The organism is Sphingopyxis sp. Q841, from assembly GCF_052384365.1.
Classification (GTDB): Bacteria; Pseudomonadota; Alphaproteobacteria; order Sphingomonadales; family Sphingomonadaceae; genus Sphingopyxis; species Sphingopyxis terrae_A.
On sequence record NZ_JBQSUM010000006.1, the window covers coordinates 1 to 19,529 of the forward strand.

Sequence of the window (19,529 nt, forward strand, 5' to 3'; positions counted from 1 at the left end):
TCGAACACCGACGCTTGCAGCACCGCAAGCTCGCCGCTTAATATCAACCCCAGGACGAGGCCCGCGCTCCGCTAATCTACGCCGCGATCTGCGCCAAGTGTTCTGACGACAGACAGCCGTAACGGCCATAATTCTTCGCCAGCGCGATAATGTCGGCCGCCAGGCGCCGCTCGTCGGCATCATCTCTCGAAGGATGCCGCTGTGTCGAGCGGTGCTGGTCGAGCACGCGGCGTGTCCGTCGTTCCGATACCGGTAATGCACGACGGACCCGCTCGATCGCCTCGCGGCGACGGTAGGGACTCAAAAAGTGAGCTTCGGCGCCTCTTGCAGGATCGCCTTGTCCAGCGCGAGTTCCGCGACAGGCCGCTTCAGCCACGCATTCTCGCACTCCAAATCGTAGGCCTACGCGCGATGGCCGCGCGGGCGATCAAAACCTGTCGAGATCACGCGCGAAGGTGATGGGTCCTTTGTAATGCCGAGCGATCTGCTTGGTGAGTTGCGGAACCTGTGCCGGGTCGCTCGAGGCGCCGCCGAAATGCGTTACGAGCAGCGATTTGACCTTGGCAGCCGCTGCAAGTTTGCCGACCTCATCGGGAACTAGATGCTGCTTGGTAAAATGGTCTCGGATATAGGCCTCGTCTTTTTCTGTCAGCTTCGCCCTTCCGCTTTGGATCGGCGCTAAGGCGCTCTCCACGTCCATGATCTCGCTCACCAGCAGATCCGCCCCCGCCGCAAGCGTTTCCAGGGCACGGCTTGGGCCGGTGTCGCCGGTGTAGACGATCGACCGGCCGGGCGTATCGAAGCGATAGGATAGCGACACCGGACGCGAGGCGGCATCTGGCCACAAGTCATAATGGCTATTGCCAGCCACCGTCACTGCGATTCCGTCAATGTCCAGGCGCGACCCATCACGTAGTTCATGGACCTTATAGGTCGGCGCGGCCATGCGGGTTAACGCCGTCGCCGGCGTGAATGCGGCGAGCAGATTGTCGATAATCGCCTGTGTCCCCGGCGGGCCATAAATGACGAGCGGAGACGCGCCGGCCAGACTGGCCTGATACCGCATCCCGAGTAGCCCGAAGAGACCGCCGATATGATCGAAATGCAGATGGCTGATGACGATCACATCGATATCGGCCGGCATGACGCCCACCTTGGCAAGTTGCTGCGCCGCGCCGTCGCCGACATCGATCAGGATTGCCTGATCGCCCCATTGCAATAGATGCGCCGGTTGCGAACGGTCGGAAATGGGCACCGGGCCCGCCTGGGTGCCAAGCTCGATCCACATTGCCGGCTTTGCCGATGCGTCCTGCGCAGCAGCACCCGTTCCGATGACCGAATGGGACGACAGCGTCAGCAGCAATGCGGCTGTAAGCGGACGGGCGAACCGCCCGGTCATCGGGAATATGGGCAACGTCTTCTCCTTGATTCAAACCGGCGGCGGGCTATTACCGCGATCCATAGCTCAGCTGCAGCATGATCGTGCGCGGCGGCATTGGGATGCCGACGACGCTGCCGGGCTGGAGCGGGGCCGGAAACAGAAAACCGAACTTGCGCTCGTTATTCAGGTTCTTGCCGATAAGTCGAAGGGCAACACCCGAATCCCGATCCTCGACGCCGAGCGAGAGGTCAATGCGTGTGGACGCCGGAAGGCGCGGTAATCCAGCGGCACGTTGCCCGATCTGGCTCGACCGATAATTTAAGGCGCCCTGCGCGGACAAGCGGAGCGAGCTCCCCACATCGTGGCCTGCATCGAAACCGGCAACCCCGCTCCAAACCGGCGCATGCGTCGCCTCCAGTCCCAGCCGCAAATCCTTGGCCTTGGCCCAAGTGTTGTTCGAATAGATGGTGAAGTTGCGGGACGGCACCCAAGACAGCTGCGATTCGACGCCATAGGAACGCAGGTCGGTGTTTCCCGTCACGAACGCGACGCCGTTGTAGGATACGAGTTGATAGTCATCGACCCGCGTGTAGAAACCCGCGACGTTCACCGTTATCCGGCGATCGTCGAACTGGGTCTTGATCCCGAGTTCGGCGGTGCGCGCGCGTTCGGGCTCGTAACGCGCGGTCCGCAGATCGGTGACCGAGGATGCATAGCCGCCGGCCTTGGTGCCCTGTCCGACCGATGCATAGATCAGCGCCTGGCCGCTCATTTGATAGCTTAGTCCAAATGAGGCATCGACATTGCCTTCGCGCTTTGAAAGGGAGAACGGCGCGAACGGTGGCGATGCGACGAGGCTGTAGAAACCGGGAACGGTCGCGGTTCGCGCCAGATCTGCCGATTTCTTCTCGCTGGTGTAGCGCAGGCCGACGGAAGCCTTCAGCGCCTCCGTCAGCGACAAATTGCCTTGCCCGAAAACCGAAACGGCGCTGTTCCGCTGATAGAAATTGGTCAGCGTAGAACCGAAGATGGCTGGTACCCCTGGCGCAGGCGACGGGAAGTTCTGATTATAGGTCGCATCGTTCGCGTAGATGCCGCGCAGGAAGAGCGCCCCCACGATGAAGTCGAACGTCTCGCCAGTCGGCGAGACGAGCCGCAGTTCTTGGGTGAACTGGCGCGACCGATCCGTTGCGCCAAAGACCGAATAGTCGCCGGGCACGAAGTCGCCATCGACCTCCTGCTTGAAGTCTGATCGGGTGTAGCCTGTCTGTGCGGTCAGATTATAGGCGCCCAGTTGCCAATCGATGGTGAGCGCCCCGCGCTGCGCATCGATATATTCGAACGACGATCCGTCCAGCGTGGGCGAATAGATCGCGGTGCGATAGTCCAGAACGGCTTCGACTCGGCCCGGATACCCGGCTGCGGCTCCCAACGCCTGCGACGCGCCGGCAGAGCGGATCAGTTCGGCTCGGGTGCCGACCGCGCTTGACGCGGCGATTTGGTACATCGCCGTCACGTCCACATCAGTGGTGGGAGACCAGCGCGCCACTATGCGTCCGGCGCGCGACGTTGCGGTCGCGCGACTGCCGTCGATGACGTTGACGGTCGCGCCCACATCTCGGAGATACCGGCCTGCAACGCGGATCGAAAATTTATCGCTAACGGGAAGGTCGACGCCACCTTCGGCCAGTATGGAGCCAAGCTCCAACTCGTGACCCACCCGGAAATCGCCCGCATAATTGGCACCCGGTTTGCGCGTCGACAGCGCGACCGCGCCCAGGCTGGTATTCTTGCCGAGCAATGCAGCTTGGCCGCCCTTCACAACCTGGATTGAGTCAACATCAAACAGCGAAGCGCTGAACTCGCGCGACCGTGGCGTGTATACGCCATCGACGAAGAGAGATACCGAGCTGTCGAACGCTGCCTCGCCGGGCTCTGAACCGAGCCCGCGAATTGTGATCGAGAAGTTGGACGCCGTCGGCGCAGTGTTGATGTTGACCGCCGGTGCGACCCGGGAAATATCCTCGAAGGTGGTTACACCGCGCGTGGTGATGGCTTCCGCATCGACATTCAGAACCGTCGCGGGAACCGTCTGCAGGCTCTGATCGCGCTTGAGGGCAGTGACAACGATCTCGGGCGTGACCGAGGCATCGGACGGCGCTTGCTCCTCACTCCGGGTGGTAGCGGTCTGCGCCAAGACCGGGAGCGGACCGATGGCCACCGCAATCCCGCTTAGGAGCAGTGTTCTCCTGAAATTCACATACTGCATATCTCTCCCCTTTTTCTTCTGTTTTTGGCTCTATTGCCGCCATCAAAGCGACACGCTCAGTTCTGGTTGTCTTGCAGCGGATGCGGTGATCCCCATTGCGTGCCGAGCAACTCTTCAAGTCCAACGACACCGGGGGCGTCGTCGACGGTCAGTAGGTCCCCATCGGTCCAATGTTCGAGCTCATGGCCCCACGGGTCCTTCCAGTAGTCAAAGATCTGACTGCCCAGCACGTGCCGGCCCACTCCCCATGCCGGGCTGTGCTGCCTCGATTTCAAATAGGAGTGGCCGGCCATCAGATCGTCAAACCCGCCGACCTCGAACGCGGCATGGTTGAACCCCGGTCCTTGCGGCGCCTGGGCCAGAAACAACGTATGGTGATCGGTTGGCAGTTCGCCTCGATTGCAGCGCAGAAAGGCGCCTATCGGGCTGCCTGGCTCGATTTCGACCCGGTCCGACGTAATCAAGCCGAAGCGATCCTTGTACCAGCGCTCCGACCTGCCGAAGTCGGACACCATGAGGACGGCGTGGCCGAGGCGGCGGACCTGCGAAGGACCAGAGCGGACGCGCACAGCGGTCCGCAACCTGCGGCGCTCGGCCGCGGTATTGAACGGAACGTCCGGGTCGAGCGGGCTTGCCGTTTCCCATTCCTGCCCGGCGACGACATCGACTTCAAAGCCGTCGGGGTCGGTAAGGCGTACGCGGTAACCGCCGCCAGGGGTGTCTGCGCGCTGAATGGCCTCTCCCTCTGACTGGGCCAGCCGTTCGAGATCGGCGAGCGTCTCGGCCCGAAAACCCAACCCCTGAAAGGCGGGTGAGCCAATCTGCGTGACATGTGCGAACGGCGATCCGTCGCTTCCGGCGGCGAACAACCTGCCGTCCGCGTCAAAACAGCGCAGGCCGAAATCCTCTAGAAAGCTGCGCATCCTGTCCAGATCAGGCGCCTGGAAGCGGACGAACGCGATGTCGACGACCTTGATGAGGCTCATCACATCTCTCCTATGCGTCTGGTAAGGTGGCCGCCCACTCGCGCAACACCTGGGTGTAGAGGGGCGGATCGAACAAATGCATCATGTGCAGTGCTTCGGGGAACGACCGATAGTCGAACCTCACACCCGTCGATCGGACAATTTCCTGCACCTTTTGGGCCTGGAAATCGCTCAGCGCACCAACGAGATCGCCCGTCTCCGGGTCGATGTGGTGTGCGTGATGCGTCAGCAGGATAGGCTTTTTAATCTGGGCGAGCATCCGGTCGTGCGGGCAATGCAATGCGACTGTCCCCTCGAAGAAAGCCCGTCCCCATTCCGGATCATATTCCTTGAGGTTCTGCGGCGCTTCGTCAGTGGCGAAGAACAGCCGCGCGATGGGGGAGCGGGACGCCTTGGTTGCCGCCGCAAAGCCCTCCCAATTTCCCACCGACCACTGGTCGCCTAGATAATCACGCATCAAAGCAAAGGCCGGTCCTGCCGCCTGTCGAATCGGGTGACCATATGCCGGCGTCAGTTCAGAGGCGAAGAAGGGGGCATCCTCGCACAACGCGCCGCGGATCTGCCCCGGCATCGCATAGGCCGACAACCAGGCCGCCAGAACGCCGCCCGAGGAATTTCCCGCCACGATCGTCGGCCGCTTGATCACCAACGCGATGAAGCGAACGAGGTCGTTACCGAAGTTATCGAGGCTGTAACGCCGCGGGGTCCAATCGCTGCGACCTTGGCCGCGCAGATCGACGGCGAAAACATGAAAGTTCTCGGCGAGCAAGGCGATGCTCGGCTCGTAGCTCCACCACGAGCCGGTCTGCTCGGGCACCAGCAGCAGCGCAGGCTTGCTGGCGTCTCCTGCCTCCACATAATTCAACGTGATTTCGCCGAGGTCGACTTGCTGCTCGGGGAAGGAATGCGACACGAAGATGTCGCGGTTTGCCGGATGAGGCGCGCCTGCTTCTGACGTCATTTGATCCACTCCTGATTTGCCCGCCTTGAAGCGCACTTTCTTCAATGCCAGCCATAAAATTTATTTTTTTGCGGTCAAGTTGATTTTTTTCTGGAAAATACAGAATCTCTGCGCCAATACCGCTGCAATTAAATATTTATGGCTAGGAGCGGTGCATGCGGCTGATCAGGTTCGACGATGGGGGTGCGCCGCGGCTGGGGGCCGTGGTCGGTGATGCGGTCAAGCCGCTGGATGTCTTGGTCGATCGCTACCCGACGATGCTTGCACTGATCGCTGGCGGGGACGCGGCACTTGCGGCGGCGCAGGCGGTGATCGACGGCGGCGGAGAATTGTTGGCGCTGAGCACGCTCAAGTTACTCGCACCGATCGAGCGGCCCGGCAAATTCATGGCGATCGGAATGAACTACAAGGCACATGTCGCGGAGGTGAAGCGCCTTGGCGGCGTCATTCCGGAAAAGCAGTTTTGGTTCAACAAGCAGACGAGTTGCATCGTTGGCCCTTACGCCGACACCGATCCCGGCGTTAGCGAATCACTGGATTATGAAGTCGAGCTTGGGGTTGTGATTGGCAAACCTGCGAAGAATGTCGCCGTTGCCGACGCACCCAATCACGTCTTCGGCTATCTCGTCTGCAATGATGTATCGGCGCGGGACTGGCAGATGCATTCCCCGACTTTCACGGTGGGCAAGTCATTTGACACGCACGGCCCGATCGGCCCGTGGATCGTCACGGCGGACGAGATCGCCGATCCGCACGCGCTGCGGCTGCGCTGTTTCGTCAATGGCGAGTTGCGCCAAGATGGTGATACGTCAGGACTCGTCTACAATGTTTGGGAGCAGATTTCTTATCTCTCGACCGCCTTCACGCTCGACTCCGGTGATTTGCTCGCGACGGGCACGCCGGGCGGTGTCGGCGTCGCGATGACGCCGCCAAGATATCTCAATGCCGGTGACGTCGTCCGATGCGAGATCGACGGAATCGGCGCTATCGAGAACAAGGTGCTGGCGCGGTCAGCTAACTGAGCGGCGGGAAGAGAGGCAATGACCACACCCACTCAGCTCGATTACGACGTGATCATCGTCGGCGCCGGCCCTGCCGGACTCGCTACGGCGATCGAGCTTGGCATTCGAAACATTCGTGTGCTCGTTGTGGAGCAGAACGAGCGCGGCGGTGTCTCGCCTCGTGCCAAGACGACCAATGTCCGAACCCGAACGCATCTGCGACGCTGGGGCATTGCTTACCGCCTGGCGGCGGAGGCTCCGTTCGGCATCGACTATCCCAACAACATGGTTTTCGTGACGCGGCTGGGGCCGGGCGGGCATGAACTGGCGCGGTTTGAAAATGCGTTCGACGCCGCGCCCGTGCGTTCGCCGCTCTACCCCGAACATGCGCAATGGATTCCTCAATACGCGCTTGAAAAGGTGCTGCTTGCGAAGCTTCGTTCGCTCGGCTCCGTGGCTGTGAGGTTTGACGCCAGGTTGAATGATGCGACCCAGGATGGCGCGCAAGTGTCGGCCTTGATCGATGTAGCGGGCAGTCCAATGGCGGTCACGGCGCGCTATCTGGTCGGCGCAGATGGCTCGCGCAGCAGGGTGCGCGATCTGATCGGTGCCCGCATGGAGGGACGCCACGGTCTGGCGCGCAGCTATAATGTCATCTTCCGCGCGCCCGGCCTTTCTAAGGCACACGGATTCGGCCCGGCTGCGATCTATTTCCAGATCGGCCGCGATGGCTTCAGCGGAATCGGTCCGATGGACCGCGACGATATCTGGTTTTTCGGTCCTGCCCTGGGTCCGGACGAGACGCTAACCCCCGAACAGGCCGCCGATATGATCCGCGCGCGGACTGGGATCGATCTGCCCTACGAGATTCTTAGCGCGGATGCGTGGTATTCGAACGAGCTGATGGCGGATCGATATTCCCACGGCCGCATGATCCTGGTCGGCGACGCGTGCCACCTGCATCCCCCCTTCGGCGGCTATGGCATGAACATGGGGATCGCCGACGGCGTCGATCTTGGGTGGAAAATCGCCGCGACGTTGCAAGGCTGGGGTGGTCCACAGCTTGTGGCCAGCTATGAAGCCGAGCGCCGCCCGATCCATCGCAAAGTGCTCGATGAGGCGGTCGCAAATTTGGCGATGGCGGCATCCGCCCTGCCAGCCAGTATTGAAGATGATACGCCGCAGGGCGTCGAGCAGCGCAGGCATCTCGGCGCCCTTGTCCAGAAAACCAAGGGGCGTGAATTTCACACGCTCGGCACCGTGCTTGGGCTTGGCTATGAAGGCTCCCCAATCGTCTGCTGCGAGGATGGCCCTCCGCCTTTGCACGACACAGAGGTCTATGTTCCAACAGCGCGGCCGGGCTATCTTCTGCCTCATGCGTGGCTGGAAGACGGAGAATCGCTATATGATTGCCTTGGAGCAGAATTTACGCTGATCGCAGCGCCCGACGCGAGCCCGGAGGATATCGCGCGTGCCCAACGCGACGCAGCGACGCATGGGGTACCGCTGGCCGTCCAGCAACCGCAATCGATCGACTTCATGGATCTGATCGGCGCAAGCCTGGCGCTCGTCCGGCCGGATCAGCACGTCGCTTGGCGGGGCGATCGCTGGACAGACGTGTTCCCTGTCGTGGCAGGTTGGCAAGCATCCCGAGCGGCTGGCATGAAGCAGACTTTACGAGAAAGTAGCACCTCTCCCGCAGACGAAATTGGAAGCGCGGCAAATGGTTGAAAGTGAAGGAAAAACGGCGATACTTCGCATGCCTGTCGGATCGGATATCACGCTGGATGCGCCGCGCAGCCAGACGAGCGTCGCCTACCAGGCGATCCGCGCCGATATCCTGCGGGGACACCACGTCCCCGATAAGAAGCTGAAAATCCTGGAACTCGCCACCGAGCTTGGCGTCAGTCAGGCGGCGGTGCGCGAGGCACTGTCACGGCTTGTGCCTGAACAGCTCGTCATATCGCGGGACCAGCGCGGTTTCGTCGTGGCGCCGCTTTCGCTCGCCGACCTGACCGACCTGACTGACTTCCGATGCGAGATCGAGGCTGCGGCGCTGGCTCGTTCCGTGGAACGCGGCGACGTGAATTGGGAAGCCGATATACTGGCGGCGGAACATCGCCTGCGAAACTTGCCCAAGGATTTGCCCGAGGCTCAAATGCGCGAAACATGGATGTCGAGCCATGCGAGTTTCCATCGCGCGCTGGTCAGCGCGTGCGGGAACCAGCGCATGCTCGCATTGCATGCTCAGTTATATGAACAGTCCGAGCGCTATCGCGGGCTGATGTTCCACGTGCAGACGAATCGCAATCTGGACGATGAGCATCACGGCATGCTGCAGCTGGCGCTTGCGCGGAATGCGGACGCACTTGTTGAGCTGACCGTGGCGCATTTGCGAAAGACCGCCGAGATCATCTCGACCGCATTTGGCCATCAGACAACCGAAGACTGAAGCCCGCTCGAACGGTGCATGCCACAGCCTGCTGCCGACATCGCAGGGCTATCTGGTCGCCGATGCCCATTGAGGTAATAAAATGTCTACGTCAGCCAGCGTCACGCCACTGATCCGTCAATTTCGCGAGCATGCTGCCGAAAAGACTGGCCGACAGTTTCCCGACTATCATGCTCTGTACGCGTGGTCCGTGAATCAGCCGGATGAATTCTGGCGGGTAGTCTGGGAATTTGAAGGCATCGCATCACCCACGCCGTTGCCGGAGCGCGTCGTCGGATCGCAGCCAATGCCTGGGACGCAATGGTTCACAGGCACCACGGTCAACTATACTGCGCAAGTGTTTCGCCATGTCGCGGCGGCGCACGCGGCGGGGCACCCTGCGATCATTGCCGAGGACGAACAGGGGGCCGTGGCGCAGATCGGATGGAACGAGCTGCAAGCGTGCGTCGCGGCCTTCGCCAACTCGCTGAAGGCACGCGGCATACGCCGTGGGGATCGCGTCGTCGCGTATCTGCCTAATCGACCTGAGGCGGTGATCGCGTTCCTCGCCTGCGCATCGATCGGGGCGATCTGGGCAATATGCGCGCCCGATATGGGCGTCCCGGCGATCCTTGATCGCTTTCGTCAGATCGAGCCGCGGATTCTCGTCGCGACCGACGGCGTGCGCTACGCAGGGAGAACACATGACCGCAGCGATATCGTGCGACAGCTGATCGCCGAATTGCCGACGGTCGAGACAGTCTTCCTCATTCGATCCGGTCATGCCACCAGAGAACTTCCCGAAGCAGTCGATTTCATGGATGCCTCGCGCGCTGACATCGAAACGGAAGCTGCTTTCGAGCCCGAGTGGGTGCCGTTCACGCATCCGTTGTGGATCGTCTATTCTAGCGGCACAACCGGCAAGCCCAAGGCGCTGGTCCATAGTCATGGCGGTATTCTCTTGGCTGCGGCCGCTGGTCGACTGCATTCCGATCTTGGCGCCAGCTACGATCGGCGGACGCCGGGGGAACGGTTCCACTGGTTCAGCTCCACCGGCTGGATGATGTGGAACATGCAGGTGGGCGGTCTGCTCTGCGGCACGACGATTTGTATCTTCGATGGGAGCCCCACCGGAGCGCGCGATGAGCCCGATCTTGGCGTGCTCTGGCGCTTTGCGGCCCGCAACCGCGTGACTTTCTTCGGCTCAGGCGCGCAATTCTACACGTCGACAGTTAAGGCGGGCTTCGACTTTGCGAATGCGGGTGACCTTTCTCCTCTCCGCTCATTGGGCAGCACTGCTTCGCCATTACCGGCCAACGTGCAGATGGCGGTTTCGTCAGGCATCCGTGCGGCTGGCGCAGCGTCCCCTTGGTGGTTCAACAGCGCTGGCGGCACCGACATCTGCGGCGCTTTCTGCACCGGCAATCGCGAGTTGCCCGACGCGCCTGGCAGACTGCAGTGCCGCCAGCTCGGCGCTGGGGTCGAGGCGTGGGACGAAATTGGCCTTCCGGTGACTGGGGAAGTGGGCGAACTCGTCTGCACCCGCCCCCTCCCGAACATGCCGCTGTACCTGTGGGGCGATCCCGACGGCGAACGCTATCACGATTCATATTTCGCGCATTTTCCCGGCGTCTGGCGGCACGGCGACTGGCTCCGGATCGACCCGGATGGCAGCTGCGAAATATTCGGTCGCAGCGATGCGACCATCAATCGTGGCGGCCATCGAATGGGGACGAGCGAGATCTACAACGCAATCGAGCAGCTCGACGGCGTGACTGATTCGCTCGTCGTGGATGTTCGCGTCGATGCGGCGGACAGCCGCCTGTTGCTATTCGTGGTTCCTTCCGATGGTAACGCCGTTCCACCGGACCTGAGCGCGCGCATCACCCATGCCATCCGCGTGTCCCTGTCACCACGCTTTGTCCCAGACCAAATTCTGGCTGTGCGCGCGGTTCCCCGCACCCTGTCCTCGAAACGCCAGGAGCTTCCGATCAAACGCCTGTTCGAGGGCTCCGCAATCGAAAACGTCATCGATCCGTCCGCCATGGCCAATCCAGAGTGTCTTGCAGACTACATCGCGCTCGCACGTGCCTTTCAGAGAGAAACCACATGACCAGTCCGTTGCTGCGCCGCGAGGATATCGACTTTCTTCTTTGACTCACTCGGCACAGATCGCCTGTTCGAGCGCCTAGCTTTTGCCGACTATGATCGCGAAACCAGGCAGGCGACGCTTGATCTCGAGCGTGTGGCTCTCAACTCGTTCCTTCCCCGCTACAAGGAAGCCGACCTGATTGCACCTCGGCTCGTGAACGACGCGGTTAGGGTTCTGCCTGCCGTGTGGAACTCCATTCGCGACTTTGCCGACGCCGGGATGTGCGCACTTGGCTTCTCCGAGAAGCTCGGTGGCATCGGCCTTCCCTTCGTCCCGCCAGCGGCCGAAACCGCCAACTCTGGCCGGTTGCGGAATGGCAGCTTTAGGCCAACCAAACGGCAAAACCGGACAGATAAATTACCTATAGTCGTCAGCTAGCGAACGCGCCGCCGCGATTTCAAAAAGAAGTCTAAGATTTTCGGCATGGCGATTTCTACCCCGGTGCCGTGATCGCCCCCGGGGACCAGATCATATTGCGGCTTGAGGCCCGCAGCCCTTGCTTGGGCAACCGTTCCCTCGACCATGGGGCGCAGAAAATCATACTCTCCGGCCACCGGCATGATCGGAATGCCGCGAAGGCGGCTGAAATCGTAATCGGGATCCGTTGCGCCTGCCGCCGCCGGTGCAATAGCGGCCCAGCGCTCCGGGTATTTCTGCGCGAGGTGCCAGGTCCCCATTCCGCCCATCGAATTCCCCGAAAGATAGATGCGGCGTCGGTCGACATCATATTCGGCCGAGATCAGGTCGGTGAGGTTCAGCACGTCCTTCTCGCTAAGCGCCGCACGCCGCGCATCGATGCCGGCGATCGGCGAGCTTGACGCGACAAATTGCCCAGGAACGGGGGCGCCATACATTGAGTTCAAGCGGTAACCAAGCGGCGCTAGCACGATGACGCCCTTCTCTTCGGCCAGCCTGGGCAGCAGCCCGCCCGCCCGCTCCATACTGTCATCCTCGTCGAGGTTCGCCCCGTGCAGGAAGATCATGAGCGGCAGCTTCGCCTTTCCGTCCCACGCTTTCGGCACATAGAGCCGAAAAGGCACGATGGTTCCAGCTTCGGCCATATAATAGGCGCGGCGGATGTTGCCCTTTGCGCGGACGACAGGGTCCCTGCCCGCCTGAAGCTCAGCAAGAAGTTGGCGCGACCGCTCTATCCCTGCTGCAAAGTCATAGGAGCGGACCTCACGGGTGCCCGCGAACAGCTCCTGCGCGAGACTGAAGGGATATCGGATCGTAGCTTTCGCATCGTCATGGCCCGCGATGCCTGCCAACACCGTTTCGATTTCGGCACGCTCGCGCGCAAGATTGGCGACGAGCGACACCGGCGCCCTGATTTCGCCGATGCTTCGGCCCTCCACCTCGATCGTGCCGTCAAGCCGATAAGCGCCGGGAGTGATGCCAGTCAGGTCAACGGCGAAGCGCTCCGGCCGCGCTACAAGGTCACGGCTCAAAAACACATGCCGACCAAGGTCCCGAACCTGTCGCCCATCGGCGAAGGTCGAGAGGCGCAGCGCGATTGTAGCGCCCGCCGGAGCCGCCTCGGCCCAGGTGCCACGTACGCGCACAAGGAACGGGTCGGCTGGATCGACCACTGACTCGAGATCGAAAGTCAATGATGAAGGAAAGGCATCGGCTGCCCAATTTCCCCCGCGAAGGAGGCTGATCGCTTGATAGGCGCTACGCTGGGCATCGCCGATCCGACCGGCACGATAGGACGCCTCAACCTGCTGCTTGAGAGCCGCCAACCCCGTCTTCCCGACATCATCGAGCTTCGCCTCGCTTTCGAGCAGCGCGATCGCTCCGCTAACTCCGGCCAGGTCAGGCCGGTAGGTCAGACGCTCGAGCGAAGCGGCAATTCGCACCGAGACGTCCGAACTGCGCGCTTCGGGATTGGAGAGCACCGTCTGCGAGGACGCCGGACTGCTTGCCGCCACAGCGGCAGCCAGCGTCGGCAACAGGATAGCAAAGCGCATGATTTCTCTCCATCTCGATGTTGCTCGATGTCGCGGCTACTTCAACCGTTCTTCGAAGAATTTCGCGACGACGGCGTAAACCTCGCGCGATTCCGGGACGCGCACGTCATAGAAAAAGGCGTGGCGCCCGCCCTCCCACACATGAAGCCGTGCATCGACACCGCTCGCAACGAGCCGGCTGTGCAGATTGACCGCGCTGCTCATCCCGAAATCGCGGGTACCGGTGATGACCAGCGTCGGCGGAAACTTTGCAAGAACCGCGGGGTTCTTCGCGGGAAAGGCGTTCGCATCGTCGTCCGACGTGCCGGTCATATAGCCGAGCCGCGGCGCGAGACCGGGACCGGCACGCGGCGCTTCGCCATCGCCCAGGACGAGACCGATGTAGCGGCTGTCACCGCTCATCGACGGATCGCCGCCCGCGCAGAAGATTCCGGCGGCGGCAGGCGCCGGTAGCCCGTGCGACTGGAACCAGGCGAGGGACTGGGCCGTCAGCAGCCCGCCCGCCGAACAGCCGTAAAGGCCGATGCGTCTCGCGGCTGTGCTTTTCAGCAGGGCGCCATAGACCGCAGCGACATCCTCCGACGCTGCGGGAAAGCGGGCGCCCGGGGCAAGCCGATAGTCGATACTGACGACCGGTACGCCAGTCAAAGCGGCGATCGGGATCGACTCCACGCCGCCGCATTCGGTGAAACAGCCGACGAAACCACCGCCATGGACGTTGATCAGCAGCCGCGGGTTGCGCGCCTTGAGCTTCGCGCGCCCGGGTTCGTAGATTAAGACACGGACCCCGGCGATGCGATCCTCGCGGACCGAGACGTCCGGATAGGCGGTCTTCATATACCCGAGACGAGGTCCAAAGAGCGCGGCGTTGAGATCCTCGACCGACCGCCCCTTCAGCGTCCGTTCGGTCAAGATATGCTCGACGCGCGAACGATTGCCTTCGTTGCTCATCAGGTCGCTGTTTGGAACGGTCAGCGCCGGGAAAGTGATGGCGCCATCGGGACTGACGGCCACATCCTGTGCCCCCGCCGATGATATGGCCGGGATCAAAAGCGCCGCTGCAATGCCGAGTTTTCCCATCATTGGCTTTTCTCCTCATTCGGCACGGTGACCGGCTCTGGCACAGCGGAGCCGCCCGGTCGAAGCAGCCTTTCCAGCACGATCACGGCAAGCGGCACGACAAGCGAGATATAGATATTGTCGATGCCATAGGGGTTATCGAGCATGTACCAGACCGTCGTCAGGATGGCCGATCCGGCGAGCGCGAGGGTCGCCCCGCGCGAGCTGGCGTAGAAAGGCAAGGTGAAGCCTATCACCGCAACGATCGAGATCGACAGACGCAGCGCACGGGTGAAGAAGCTCAGCTTGAGAATCTCGGGCACGAACAGCGCGAAGATCAGCGGCACAAAGGCGATGACGATCGCCGCCATCCGCGTCATGCGGAACTGCTGTTCCTCGCTGGGATTGCGATAGGGCACGTAGAAGTCGCGAATAACCAGCGATGCGATAGCCAGCGCGACCGTGCTGACGCTGACGAAGATCGAGGCGACCAGCGAGACCGTTACGACCGCGGCTGCCCAGGTTGGCATCACTTCGAGGAACATCGGCAGCGCGTAGAGGCTGTCGAGTTCGGGACGCAGATAGCGGGCCGCAACGCCGATCGCGGCGAGCGCGAAGCCGATCGGAAAGCAGAAGAGTGACGCCCAAAGCGCAGCCCTGGCGGCATCCGCCGGGCTTTTTGTCGAGGAGATCGCCTGGATGATATATTGCGTCGAGAAGATCGCACCGATGGTCGCGATCGTCCACGCCGCGATGGTGGCGAAACCGATCGTGCCGTCCCATGTGAAGTAATGCGCCGGCAGCCCGGCCTGCATTGGCGCAAAGCCCTTCGTCGCCGTCAACGCCACGGCCGCAAGGATCGCGATACCGACCAGCTTGATGCCGCTGTGAAGCAAGGTCACATAAGCAATGCCTTTCAGTCCCCCGAAGAAATAATAGAAGGTGCTGACCACCGCGATGATCGCCATTGCCGGCAGAAGACCGATCTTCATGACCTCCTGAATCGCCGCCGCGCCGCTAATGTAATTGCCGACATTCACCAACAGCAGCGCATAGATCATGATGAGCGAGACAACTGTCATCGTCGTGCGGTCATATTTCTTCTCGATCGCCGCAGAGATCGTATATTCGCCCGATCCGTAGATCCTCTTTGCGAAGAAGAGGCCGAAGAGCAGGAAGCCGATCGACGCGCCGAGCACCGACCATGTGGCCGCCATGCCCGAGTTGAACGCCTCTTGCGCGGTGCCGACGGTCGACTTCGCGCCGATGAATTCCGACATCAGAAGAACGCCGACGACGATGGCGGGGAGCGCGCGCGAACCCACCATATAGTCGGCATTGCTCTTGCTGCGCAGCCGGTAGGTCAACCAGCTGGTGAAGGCGATGTAGAGAACGACCGATCCCATGATGAAAATCGTCGCCGACGGCGCAAAATGACCCATATTTCTCTCCCGTTCCGCCAATCAGCCGTTCGTGCGGCAGCGGTAACCCAAATTATTCGGCAAGTTCGCGCATCACCTTGATGAGATCGCTCTTGCCCTCGAAGCCGATGCCCGGGAGATCGGGCATGACGATGTGTCCGTCCTCGACCTTCACCGTATCGGGAAATCCGCCATAGGGCTGAAAGAGGTCCGGATAGCTCTCATTGCCGCCCAGCCCGAGACCGGCCGCAATATTGAGCGACATCTGATGCCCACCGTGCGGGATGCAGCGCGACGGCGACCAACCGCATTCGGCGAGCGCATCGAGGGTACGCAGATATTCGACGAGCCCATAGGACAGCGCGCAATCCATCTGCAGATAGTCCCGGTCGGGCCGCATCCCGCCGTAACGCAGCAGATTGCGGGCATCCTGATGACTGAAGAGATTTTCGCCAGTCGCCATGGGACCCGGATAGAATTCGGCGAGTGCGGCCTGGAGCCTGTAATCGAGCGGATCGCCCGCTTCCTCGTACCAGAAGAGCGGATATTCGCGCAGCGCCTTGGCATATTCGATCGCGGTCAGCGTATCGAAACGGCCGTTGGCATCGACCGCAAGTTGCGCATCGCCTTCGATCTCTTTCAGCACGGATTCGATGCGGCGCCGGTCAATCGCCAGGCTTTCGCCGCCGATCTTCATCTTCACGACGTTATAGCCGCGGTCGATATAGCCGCGCATCTCGGCGCGCAGCGCGTCATCATCCTTGCCCGGATAATAATAGCCGCCGGCGGCATAGACGAAGACGCGCGGGTTCGCCTCGCGACCCTTCATCTCCGCGAGCAGCCGAAACAGCGGCTTTTCGGCAATCTTCGCGACCGCATCCCATACCGCCATGTCGATCGTCCCGACCGCGACCGAGCGTTCGCCATGACCGCCGGGTTTTTCATTGGTCATCAGCGTTTTCCAGATCTTTTCCGGATCGAGATTCTCGCCCGTCGCATCGAGCAGGCTCGCGGGCTCGGCCTCAATCAGCCGATCTCGGAAACGCTCACGGATCAGCCCGCCCTGTCCGTAACGGCCATTGGAATTGAAGCCGTAACCGACGACGCGGCGGCCGTCGCGCACCACGTTGGTGACGACCGCGACGAGGCTCGCTGTCATCTTCGTAAAATCGATATAGGCATTGCGAATAGGGGACGAGATGGGCTTGGTCACCTCGACGATGTCGATGATCTGGGGCTGGGTCACTGTATCTTACCTTGAAGCTGATGGGGGGCGTTAGAGCGACGCGCCGCCGCAAACGAGAATGTCCTGCCCGGTTATGGCAACGGCATCGGGCCCAAGCAGAAACGCCACGGTCCCTGCGATTTCGCTGGGCTCGATATAGCGCCCGATCGGCGGCAGCACGGGCGGGACGCCCGCCCGATCGCCGCGGGTCAGAAACGGCGTCGCCGTGGCGGCGGGCGAAACGATATTGGCGGTGATTCCGCGCGGCGCGAGTTCAATTGCAAAAGAGCGCAAGAGGCCCGTCAGCGCGGCCTTGGTCCCGGCATATTGCGCCTTGCCCTTCGCACCGCGACTGGTCCGGCTGCCGATCGCAACGATCCGCGCGCCCGCGCCCATGTCCGGTGTCAGGTTTTGGACAAGAAGCGCGAGCGCGCGGACATGCACGGCGTACATAAGGTCGCCGTCGGCCGCATCGAACTCGTCGATCGCCCCCGTCCGCATGAAGCCCGCGGCATGAACCAGAGCATCGACTTTTCCGATGCGATCGCACGCCGTCTTGATGGCATTTGGATCGACCAGGTCCACGATCTCGAAGCGCACCCCCGCGGCGTCCTGCGCTTCGGTCCGGTCGATGCCGATCACCGACCAGCCATCACGAACGAGACGCCCGGCGATCGCCGCCCCGATGCCGGAAGCCGCACCGGTAACTACCGCGGTTCGAGGCGCAAGCGACGCCATGGATCAGGCGAGCGCCGGTTCGACGAGGCCCGCACCGCGCACCGCAGCGTCGATGCGGCGAAGCTCCTCGGCGCTCGGCGGCACCGTCGGCGGACGCACGGTGCCGCGCGCGATCAGGCCGGCCGCCGCCATTGCGGCTTTCATGCACGCATGCGCCTCGCCCGTCGGCTCGCCATCGCCGTAGACGGCCTGCTTGAGCGGATCGATCAGCGCCTGGACGCGCTGCGCTTCCTTGAGATCACCGCCGTTCACCGCGTCGAGCAGATCGGCTATCAGGCCCGGGATGACCGAGGCAAAGCCGACGAGCGCGCCATCGACGCCCTGTACCATAGAGGCGAGCAGATACTCATCGTGGCAGGTGAGCAACGCCTTTCCAGGCGCAACCGCTCGGATCGCCTTGAGGTCGCGATCATATTTGTTCATCTCGCGCGTGCCGATCTTGAAGGCCTGCACCGCGTCGAGCCCGGCGAGCTGAGCGAGAAGTTCTGACGAGAAGCTTGCCTTGGTCCAGGCGGGATAGACATGGACGATGAGGGGCAGGCCCGATGCCTTGCCGATCGCTTCAAAATATTCCGTGACATGGGAGGGCCGGAAACCAAAGCGGAGCCAATGATGCGGCGGCATGATGTCGAGCGCGCTGGCACCCGCTTCACGCGCGACAACAGCCTGTTCGCAGGCGTCCAAGATGCCTTCGCAAACGATCGAGGAAATAACGGGTATCCGACCATCGACGGCTTTTGCGACGATCGACGTAACCTCGGCGCGTTCGGCGGGGGTCAGCGAGAAGACTTCGCCGGTGTGACCGTTCGTCATGATCGCCTTGATGTGGCGCTGCTCGGAAAGCCAGCGCGCCAGCCGTGCGAGGCCGCCTTCGTCAATGCTGAAATCCTCATTGAACGGGACGGCGATGGCGGGGATCAGGCCCTTGAAATCGATAGCGGAAGTCACCGGTAAAAGTCTCCAATTGTTGCTATGGTGCTAAGGATTGAGCCGCCGTTCCGCCTGCGGCGCGAACGGCGAATGAAAGCTGGCGCGCGGCCTCGCAGGTGATGTCGCGCGCGCGCGTGATAAAATCTTCGAGTGTCTGACCGAACGCCGGCGCCGCCACGCTGAGCGCTGCAAGGGGCACGCCGTCGATGTCGGTGATTGGAGCAGCCAGAACGCGCAGTCCGGTCACCGTTTCCTGGTCGGATACCGCAAAGCCGTCGGCGCGGACCTTCGCGATCTCGTCGAGCAGCCGGTTGATATCGACCATTGTATATTCGGTGAGCTGTTTCGGCGGATTCGCTTCCAGTATCTCGCGCTCGGTCGCGACCGGCAAATGCGCAAGGATCGCGCGCCCAAGCGCCGAAGAGAAGGCGGGAACGCGGTTGCCTACCCGGACATCCACGGCGAGGCGCTGTAATCCGGCCTGAATACGTTCGATGTAGACAACTTCATAAGCATCGAGCACGCCGATCGATGCGGCCTCGATATGATCGTCGACGAGCGAACGAAGCAATGGCCGACCAAGGCTTCGGATATCCGAGCGGGCTATGGCGTTGAATCCGAGGTCGAGGCACTTCAGGGTCAGCCGGAAGCGCTTCGTCTCGCCTACCCGCTCGACATAGCCAAGATCGACCAGCGTGTTCAGCATCCGGAAGGCGGTCGCATTGTCGGTTCCGGCCGCTCGAGCCACTTCGGCAATCACCAGTTCCTCGCTGTCGGGTCCGAACGCCTTCAGGACAGCGAAGGCCTTGGCCACCGACTTGACAGTATTCTTCTCGTTCTTTTCGTCGCTCATCAGGAAACTCCCGCTCGAAATCCTCATGCGGTCGGTTCCTATCAGCGCGGCGCGGCCAAAAACAGCGTATGACGCACAGCTCCATCCTGACGGGCGCCTTGGCGCGGTCGGCCGACGAGAAGCCGGCGTCCGGCGCTCGGGCGCGCGAGGCC

At 61.9% G+C, this 19,529-nt stretch carries 15 protein-coding genes and 1 pseudogene; 4 read left to right on the top strand and 12 right to left on the bottom strand.

What is annotated here, in order from left to right; genetic code table 11:
- Positions 1–115: 115 nt before the first annotated feature.
- The 5 genes and pseudogenes from ACT17R_RS16970 to ACT17R_RS16990 all read right to left on the bottom strand — a co-directional run.
- A pseudogene (locus tag ACT17R_RS16970) lies at positions 116–396 on the bottom strand (IS3 family transposase); the annotation flags it as partial.
- Between the two features lie 31 nt (positions 397–427).
- Positions 428–1,399 (bottom strand): MBL fold metallo-hydrolase, encoded by a 972-nt coding sequence (locus ACT17R_RS16975; protein ID WP_444809892.1) that lies wholly within the window; start codon positions 1,397–1,399, stop codon positions 428–430.
- A 49-nt stretch (positions 1,400–1,448) separates the two neighbouring features.
- The gene (locus ACT17R_RS16980; RefSeq protein WP_444809893.1) at positions 1,449–3,650 is read right to left on the bottom strand and encodes a TonB-dependent receptor; all 2,202 of its coding nucleotides are present in this window, start codon (positions 3,648–3,650) and stop codon (positions 1,449–1,451) included.
- 56 nt (positions 3,651–3,706) lie between these two features.
- Complete coding sequence (locus tag ACT17R_RS16985; RefSeq protein WP_444809894.1) at positions 3,707–4,636, bottom strand: VOC family protein; 930 nt, start codon at positions 4,634–4,636, stop codon at positions 3,707–3,709.
- Between the two features lie 10 nt (positions 4,637–4,646).
- Entirely contained in the window at positions 4,647–5,633 is a 987-nt protein-coding gene (locus ACT17R_RS16990) for an alpha/beta hydrolase (protein ID WP_444809942.1), read from the bottom strand.
- 119 nt (positions 5,634–5,752) lie between these two features.
- Between ACT17R_RS16990 and ACT17R_RS16995 the strand changes: the two genes are divergently transcribed.
- The 4 genes from ACT17R_RS16995 (at position 5,753) to ACT17R_RS17010 (ending at position 11,142) form a co-directional block, all read left to right on the top strand.
- On the top strand, positions 5,753–6,619 hold the full coding sequence (locus tag ACT17R_RS16995; RefSeq protein WP_444809895.1) for a fumarylacetoacetate hydrolase family protein: 867 nt from the start codon (positions 5,753–5,755) through the stop codon (positions 6,617–6,619).
- A gap of 18 nt (positions 6,620–6,637) precedes the next feature.
- Positions 6,638–8,329: an FAD-dependent oxidoreductase gene (locus tag ACT17R_RS17000; protein WP_444809896.1), complete on the top strand. Its 1,692-nt coding sequence runs from the start codon at positions 6,638–6,640 to the stop codon at positions 8,327–8,329.
- On the top strand, positions 8,322–9,050 hold the full coding sequence (locus ACT17R_RS17005) for a GntR family transcriptional regulator (protein WP_444809897.1): 729 nt from the start codon (positions 8,322–8,324) through the stop codon (positions 9,048–9,050). Before ACT17R_RS17000 ends, ACT17R_RS17005 begins: the two co-directional genes overlap by 8 nt.
- Positions 9,051–9,132: 82 nt before the next feature.
- Positions 9,133–11,142 carry an acetoacetate--CoA ligase gene (locus ACT17R_RS17010; RefSeq protein WP_444809898.1) on the top strand — a complete coding sequence of 670 codons (2,010 nt, stop codon included), beginning with the start codon at positions 9,133–9,135 and terminating at the stop codon, positions 11,140–11,142.
- A 413-nt stretch (positions 11,143–11,555) separates the two neighbouring features.
- Here ACT17R_RS17010 and ACT17R_RS17015 read toward each other — a convergent pair whose 3' ends face one another.
- From ACT17R_RS17015 to ACT17R_RS17045, 7 genes are read right to left on the bottom strand one after another with little or no spacing between them, the layout of a single operon-like run.
- The gene (locus tag ACT17R_RS17015; RefSeq protein WP_444809899.1) at positions 11,556–13,151 is read right to left on the bottom strand and encodes an alpha/beta hydrolase-fold protein; all 1,596 of its coding nucleotides are present in this window, start codon (positions 13,149–13,151) and stop codon (positions 11,556–11,558) included.
- A 36-nt stretch (positions 13,152–13,187) separates the two neighbouring features.
- Positions 13,188–14,234, bottom strand: a complete 1,047-nt coding sequence (locus ACT17R_RS17020) for an alpha/beta hydrolase (RefSeq protein WP_444809900.1) — start codon at positions 14,232–14,234, stop codon at positions 13,188–13,190.
- Entirely contained in the window at positions 14,231–15,652 is a 1,422-nt protein-coding gene (locus tag ACT17R_RS17025; protein WP_444809901.1) for a sodium:solute symporter family protein, read from the bottom strand. The genes ACT17R_RS17020 and ACT17R_RS17025 overlap by 4 nt, the downstream gene beginning before the upstream one ends.
- A 52-nt stretch (positions 15,653–15,704) precedes the next feature.
- Entirely contained in the window at positions 15,705–16,877 is a 1,173-nt protein-coding gene (locus ACT17R_RS17030; protein WP_444809902.1) for a mandelate racemase/muconate lactonizing enzyme family protein, read from the bottom strand.
- Positions 16,878–16,907: 30 nt separating this feature from the next.
- Positions 16,908–17,594, bottom strand: a complete 687-nt coding sequence (locus tag ACT17R_RS17035) for an SDR family NAD(P)-dependent oxidoreductase (protein WP_444809903.1) — start codon at positions 17,592–17,594, stop codon at positions 16,908–16,910.
- A gap of 3 nt (positions 17,595–17,597) precedes the next feature.
- On the bottom strand, positions 17,598–18,542 hold the full coding sequence (locus tag ACT17R_RS17040) for a dihydrodipicolinate synthase family protein (RefSeq protein ID WP_444809904.1): 945 nt from the start codon (positions 18,540–18,542) through the stop codon (positions 17,598–17,600).
- 22 nt (positions 18,543–18,564) lie between these two features.
- Entirely contained in the window at positions 18,565–19,377 is an 813-nt protein-coding gene (locus ACT17R_RS17045) for an IclR family transcriptional regulator (RefSeq protein WP_444809905.1), read from the bottom strand.
- Positions 19,378–19,529: the final 152 nt, after the last annotated feature.